This window comes from Martinezella lusitana (assembly GCF_900094565.1).
Taxonomy (GTDB): Bacteria; Pseudomonadota; Alphaproteobacteria; order Rhizobiales; family Rhizobiaceae; genus Rhizobium; species Rhizobium lusitanum.
This window is the reverse complement of the sequence record NZ_FMAF01000049.1, coordinates 24,645-30,733: the sequence shown is the minus strand read 5'-3', so window position 1 is coordinate 30,733 and position 6,089 is coordinate 24,645. Positions and strand designations below refer to the sequence as shown.

Here is a 6,089-nt window from a genome sequence, read left to right as displayed (position 1 = left end):
TCCGCAAACGAACGGAGGTGACGTTGGATGACATTGCTCGCGAGATAAACCCGATCGTTCGGGGATGGATCGCATACTATGGGCAATACTCGCGCTCGGCACTTTATCCGATGGCGAGATACATCAACGAAACCCTCTATGTTTGGTTTAAACGGAAATATAAGCGCTTCCGCAAACGCCTGGGGCAAGCGCGCCTCTTTGTTGCAAAGATTGCGCGGGAAAACCGGAAGCTGTTCGTACACTGGCAACTCGGTAATGGCACGGAGCTCGCTTGATGGGAGCCGGGTGAGGTGAGAGCCTCACGCCCGGTTCTGAGAGAGGCTGGAGGTGAAATTCCTCCGGCCTACTCGCCCCCCGGTGGATGTCCTCGACCCTGGACGAGGAAAGACAAAAACCGGCAGGGTCTGGGTCTATGTCTTCGATGGAAGCGGTTACCAGGATCCCACTCCCGGCGCGATCGCCTATTACTATAGCCCCGACCGAAAGGGCGTGCATCCGGCTGACCACCTCGCAAACTTCAGCGGTGTGATGCATGCCGATGGCTATGGGGGTTACAAGAAGCTCTACGGCAACCAGATCATCGAAGCCGCCTGCATGGCGCATGTGCGCCGCAAGTTCCATGATGTGATCAAGCTGAAGCCATCCCCGATCGCTGACGAAGCGCTGTCGCGCATCGGTGCGCTCTACGATATCGAGGATCGTATCCGCGGCATGTCGGCTGACGAGCGGCGTACACTGCGCCAGCAACACGCCAGGCCCATTCTGGCGGACCTCAAGAGCTGGATAGAAGAGACGCTTTCGACGCTGCCACAAAAGCAGAAGCTGGCCGAGGCAATGCGATATGCCCTCTCGCGATGGGCAGCATTGAGCGTTTACATCGATGATGGCCGTGTCGAAATCGATAACAATATCGCTGAGCGTGCCATGCGTCCGCTTGGAATCGGTCGTAAGAACTGGCTCTTCGCCGGCTCGGACAAGGGCGGCGAGCGCATCGCCAACATCCTGACCATCATCGAGACCGCCAAACTCCATGGCCACAATCCGGAGGTCTATCTCACAGACGTCCTGACCCGGATCCAAAGCCATCCAAAGGATCGGCTCCAGGAATTGCTGCCGTGGCAGTGGGCGCCGGCGAAAGACCGATACGAGGCTGCGTGATGGCACGCTCGAAGTTCATCTATACGCTTAAAGAAGTCGCCGGCATGATCGGCGAGAACCTCGAATTAATCGAGGAGGTGACCGCCAACTCGGACAATATCGCCGAGGGCGAATTGGTTTATGTCCGCGATGGCAGTGAAGATGGCACAAAAGGCCTGACCGAAAATGGAATTGACGACCTTCAAAATCTCCTCGCCGACATACGGACGTGGGATGGTGGAATCCGCCAGTTCCTCGTCGATGAACAATGCGATCCCGAGATGATCGAGCGCGTCATGGCAGATGAGGTGAAGCGCGTCCTATAGCTTCGGCCGCTCGACCAAGCGAAAATGCTTTCGCCGGACGCTCACCGATAAGGAGCATAGGCGGCAATTCTCAAGAGCACGTTCAGGCCTACTGAAACAAAGGCGATTAGGGCAAGATAACCCCCATATAGCACCATCATGATCAGCGCCCCGACCACCATGATGCTATCCAGAATTCCGCCCACCAGATCGGAGGTGAGAGCGGACTGAATCGCAGACAAGGACCCAAAGCGAGAAACAATGTCCCCCATGTGCCGTCTTTCAAAGTAGCTCAACGGCAAACGTAGGAGATGATCGAATAGCGCTGTAGTCCATTGAACGCCAAGCGTGGTGCTCATAATTATTGAGCACCACGAGCGAGCGATCCCAATTACAATTTGCAGCAAAAGTATCACGCCAAGCGATAGTGCTACCAAACTGAGTAGGTCCGTATCCGTCGATACAATGACTTCATCAAATATCACCTGTGATCCGATGGGTGACAACAGAGCGATAACTTCAAGGCATATTGATAGAACAAAAAGCTGGATCAATGCACGCTTGAGACCAGTAACGTGCCGAAAAAGATCCGCTATCTTGATGCGTTCGACCTCTATTTTCTTCTCAAACTCGTTTGTTGGCGACAGTTCAAGAACTACTCCTGAAAAACTGCTCGAGAGCTCATTGAGTGAGACAAAGCGTCGCCCCTGAGCCGGGTCGTGGATAACAGCGCCGTTATATTTTACCTCTTTCAGGACGACATAATGACGAAGTTTCCAATGAAGGATGCAGGGTGTGCGGAGGTTTGCGAGTTCATCGAGATCTGCTCGCACAGCGCGACTGGCAAGGGACAACTGGCCTGCAAGCCTTGCCAACTCTATAAGAGATAGGCCTTTCATCGATGTGGCAAATCTCCGTCGGAACGCCGCGATGTCAATCTGGTGGCCATGATAGGTTGCAACCATCGCTAGGCAGGCTAGGCCGCACTCCGCGACTTCGGTTTGCAGAATGACGGGCAAACGGTTTTGGAATCCAAAATTGAGAGAGGGAATATTTGCTCCTCCGATTTTACGCGGGTCCTTCAAAGCACGCTGCCTTTAAGGCTGTATAGTGGTTCCACAATCCATTGATAAAGGCGCCGAGTATCGAGCTGGATATTGGCTTCCGCCGACATGCCTGGCTTGATTGAAATCTGTTCTCCATAGGCGTGAACGAAGTTCGCATCCGGTTCGACTATTATTCGGTATTTCTGCTGATCCGTGTCCGTAGGAAGGCGGGCCGAGGCAAATGGAATCTCCTCCTGTGCCAGAGATACTCTCGAAATGCTTGAAATGGTTCCGGGATATTGGCCGAACTTTTGATAGGGGTAGGCGGTATAGCGGAGCATTACCTTTTGCCCCTCACGTACGAACCCCATCGAACTGCTTTCAGCAAGGAGCTGTATCTCCATCGTGTCGTCGTTCGGGATGATAGTGGCCATGGCGCCGCCCGTTGGGATCATTTGTCCAACTTTTGCAATCATACCGGTAACGGTGCCGGACCGGGGAGCTACGATGTCGATTGAACGTCTTGCGTCATCTTCGATAACGGCTTGGTCGAGGGATGCCATCCGCTGCCGATAGTCACCCAGAGTGATAGCCGCATTGTCGTCGAAGCCTGACAGTTTGGATTCGGCTTCTTTTAGCCTTTCGTTGAGCTGTATTTTGTCGCGTTGAAGGCTTTGTAGCTGTTGCCGCGCACCCATGAAATTCTGTTCACGGTATTCAAATTCTGCTGAGACGGTTAGATGCTGGTCGGCCAATTTGCGATAGGTATCCATCGATTTTTGGAGTGAAGCGAGATATTCGGTAGTGCCGGATATTTGTTCTTCTACCTTTGCCAATTCCTGGCGAGACGAAGTGGCCTGATTAATGAGATTGGCCTTTTCCACGACATTCAGCGATTGGCGCTCTGTGATCGTCTTTTCCAACTCATTCTTTTGAGCAATAAGTTGTTCTTTAACGAGCAGACCTGTCTCACCGGCGGCCGTTTGGCTATCGAGAGCGATAACATACAGAACGGAACCCTGCGTAACTGTCTGCCCCTCGGTGACGTGTTGGGCTAGGATACGTCCGGTTACAGGCGTAAAAATTCGGCTGACTCCGCTTGAAGGAACAACTGTGCCGAAGACTTTGACTCGCCGTGTATACTCGCCAAAGACCAAAAATAGCATGATCATGACTATTGCTGACACCGCGAGTATGGTGGCAATTCGGACTGATATCGGTTGAATGAGCCTGGGGCGACCGAGCCAAGCGTCACGCCTATGATCTACCGCTTCTTTTCGATATAGGGACAGCTCTCTGTTCTGCATTGCTATGATCTAATGAGAGTGCGGAAACGGCTGGTAGAGAGCGTCGGCGAAATCTCACTGAACTCCCAGCTACGTGTTTGCATGTTTGGAGCGAGCCTTCCCCCAATAGGAAGCTTGATAATTCGTTTTTGCTTTCAGCCACAGTGGTAAGGTATCGACGTAGGCGGCACCAGGCGGAGAGCCTTTGCAATGCGCCGCGCCAGTTTCATAGTCGGCGCGGCGCATTACCTTGCGTCTTATGATGTGCGTATTTGTGAGTATAATCAATGCACTATACTGGATCTACAAATATCCGACACATATCCTTACATGACCAAAAACCTCTATCTGCCGCCGCCGATCGGCCTTCCTCCGCTTGAATTGGAGGAGACGTTGCCGGAGTTGTTCCATTCCATTTGAATGGTCGCTCCGAGATTTTTCGTGTTCAGATTGATCGTGGCTTTGATCTGATCTGGGGTAAGAGACGAGAAGAATTGGCCCCATGTTTCGACGCCGATCCGACCAGTCTTGGCGACTGCTACGATCGGAAAACCAGTAGTGGGGTCGATGTCCATAAACGATACGCTAACACCTCCATTGGCTCCAGTGCTGCCGCTGTTGCTACCGCCGCCCCGATCTGATCCCGAGCTTGAGCCGCCGCCGCTTGATGTGCTGCCTCCGCCTTCACCGCCGAAGACGAGATTCATCTCAGAGATAGTCAATTCACGCATAATTCTCTCCTGATTTCACTGGGGGAAGAAATTTGGGCTAAACCATAAACCGTTGGATGCCAGATTTGGCTGCGGCATGGGTTGCTTCGATGCCAGTCACCAAAGCTTGGTGGAGCCTTTTGTTGCAGTGGAAATACGCAACGATCACTGCGTCCACAAACGGGTGAGGGTCATTCATTCATCTGCTCCACTTCATCGGCTTACAGATATGCGCTGTCCGCTCGGACGTTCTTCGACGCCAATTTTATGTGAAACTGGACAGCAATAGGCACTTGATCGGAGGCCGCGGGATCAAGCTCTGTGTATCGCGCGGCCTTCCTCTGTTGCAGCACTCATTTGGCGTTTCTTTTAATCGGGTATAAGCGAAACTGGATACCAAAGTAGCGCGAGATCGAGCAAAAAAGTGTGATCTACTCTCTATGTACGCTAATTACGCGCAGGAGATGACCGATGTCAATGACCGAAAAGAAATTTCTGAGCGTAACGCGCTCATATACGCGAAATATGGAAGCATGTAGAGCCACCCAGCCGCTCTTGGCATTTTTCAATCAGCGTAGAACATTCGCGAGTTACAGCTCCCCAAGGAGAGAGGCCTGGAAGATCAGCGACGATATACCGGCCACCAAGTGCGAAACGCTGCTCTGCCAATCAGTCTGCATAGACAAACTTTAGGCGAGATGACCTGCCACGGAACTATCGTCTAGCGGCGATTAGAGCCGCAGCGGTTTTGAATAGGCCAGTGGTGCGGTGTGGGTAATTGCTCGTCTGGATCGAGCTCAGATGTAAGCGATATGCGTATGGATCGGACTAGATTTCTTGTAGCAAGGGGCATGTGGCCGTGACAACATTCCCGACCATCATCGCGGTTATCCTCATTGCAGCGGTGATGTTGCCGCTGTTCCTGTTTCTCGTATTTGCGGCAGCGGATGCGCTGGGGCTTTCGTTTGCCGATCGCGTCCTCGATGTGGCCGTCCGCGCGATGATATTCGAGTTCGCCATCGGTAGCGTCGTGAACGTCGTTGGCGGCTTCGCCATGGTTGCCTTAGCGATCTGGGGAAGTTTGCATTTTCCGGAAATGGCGCACCGGCTCCTGTCGCTGATCCTCATTCCCTTCGGTTTGTGGCGTGTGTGGCGGGGTGTGGTGATCTGGATTTCGGGTGACCGGACGCAGCCATCGTCCGATCCGGCGAAAAAGCAGGCGAAGCGCTCAGACCGCTCAGGGTCGTAGGTGTGGAAAAACATCCAAGAATGACCCCGCTGAGATGAGGCTTAGGTGATTGAAATATATTCCGTTTTGTGAAGAAAGTGGCGAATATACCGGCGTCGCTCATGACCCCGTTGATGCTCCGATTTTCCTATCAATTTCAAATTGTTGCAGGGGATCTCAATGGTGGCATTGTTCAAAGCCGGTTCACAGCCAGTTCGCACAAGGGCTCGAAAACCACAATGAACAGGCCGGACTGGATATGCTTGACGCCCTCAAAAGGATCAAATGGTATCCAGGCATGGCAAACGACAATCACGAACCCGGCAACAATTCCTCCGCGGCCTGATTGCCACACATCTCCTCATGCTCTCCTAGTT

Annotated in this window: 7 protein-coding genes and 1 pseudogene; 5 read left to right on the top strand and 3 right to left on the bottom strand. The window is 52.8% G+C overall.

Translation table 11 applies throughout. The features are described 5' to 3' along the window. The 3 genes and pseudogenes from GA0061101_RS36800 to GA0061101_RS36790 form a co-directional block, all read left to right on the top strand. Positions 1 to 275: group II intron maturase-specific domain-containing protein (locus tag GA0061101_RS36800; RefSeq protein WP_280951456.1), on the top strand; the 275-nt coding region annotated here is incomplete at its 5' end. A gap of 79 nt (positions 276 to 354) precedes the next feature. Continuing rightward, positions 355 to 1,158: pseudogene (tnpC, locus tag GA0061101_RS36795) on the top strand (IS66 family transposase); the annotation flags it as partial. Then, positions 1,158 to 1,463, top strand: coding sequence for a hypothetical protein (locus GA0061101_RS36790; protein ID WP_092577492.1), 306 nt, complete (start codon positions 1,158 to 1,160; stop codon positions 1,461 to 1,463). The pseudogene tnpC and the gene GA0061101_RS36790, both read left to right, overlap by 1 nt. A 41-nt stretch (positions 1,464 to 1,504) precedes the next feature. On the opposite strand, the gene GA0061101_RS36785 is transcribed toward GA0061101_RS36790, so the two are convergent. The 3 genes from GA0061101_RS36785 to GA0061101_RS36775 form a co-directional block, all read right to left on the bottom strand. Continuing rightward, positions 1,505 to 2,527 carry a cysteine peptidase family C39 domain-containing protein gene (locus tag GA0061101_RS36785; RefSeq protein ID WP_245297662.1) on the bottom strand — a complete coding sequence of 341 codons (1,023 nt, stop codon included), beginning with the start codon at positions 2,525 to 2,527 and terminating at the stop codon, positions 1,505 to 1,507. Further along, positions 2,524 to 3,660: an HlyD family secretion protein gene (locus tag GA0061101_RS36780; RefSeq protein ID WP_167669638.1), complete on the bottom strand. Its 1,137-nt coding sequence runs from the start codon at positions 3,658 to 3,660 to the stop codon at positions 2,524 to 2,526. The genes GA0061101_RS36785 and GA0061101_RS36780 overlap by 4 nt, the downstream gene beginning before the upstream one ends. A 458-nt stretch (positions 3,661 to 4,118) precedes the next feature. After that, complete coding sequence (locus GA0061101_RS36775; RefSeq protein WP_092577488.1) at positions 4,119 to 4,505, bottom strand: hypothetical protein; 387 nt, start codon at positions 4,503 to 4,505, stop codon at positions 4,119 to 4,121. Positions 4,506 to 5,343: 838 nt separating this feature from the next. Here GA0061101_RS36775 and GA0061101_RS36770 point away from each other — a divergent pair. Together GA0061101_RS36770 and GA0061101_RS39165 are read left to right on the top strand one after the other, a co-directional pair. Further along, the gene (locus tag GA0061101_RS36770; RefSeq protein ID WP_141694175.1) at positions 5,344 to 5,733 is read left to right on the top strand and encodes a hypothetical protein; all 390 of its coding nucleotides are present in this window, start codon (positions 5,344 to 5,346) and stop codon (positions 5,731 to 5,733) included. 49 nt (positions 5,734 to 5,782) lie between these two features. After that, positions 5,783 to 6,058 carry a hypothetical protein gene (locus GA0061101_RS39165; protein WP_141694174.1) on the top strand — a complete coding sequence of 92 codons (276 nt, stop codon included), beginning with the start codon at positions 5,783 to 5,785 and terminating at the stop codon, positions 6,056 to 6,058. The last annotated feature ends 31 nt before the right edge of the window (positions 6,059 to 6,089 follow it).

Coding starts and splice junctions, on each gene's coding strand:
- GA0061101_RS36790 (WP_092577492.1), top strand. CDS start 1,158: ATGGCACGCTCGAAGTTCATCTATACGCTTAAAGAAGTCGCCGGCATG.
- GA0061101_RS36780 (WP_167669638.1), bottom strand. CDS start 3,660: ATGATCATGCTATTTTTGGTCTTTGGCGAGTATACACGGCGAGTCAAA.
- GA0061101_RS36775 (WP_092577488.1), bottom strand. CDS start 4,505: ATGCGTGAATTGACTATCTCTGAGATGAATCTCGTCTTCGGCGGTGAA.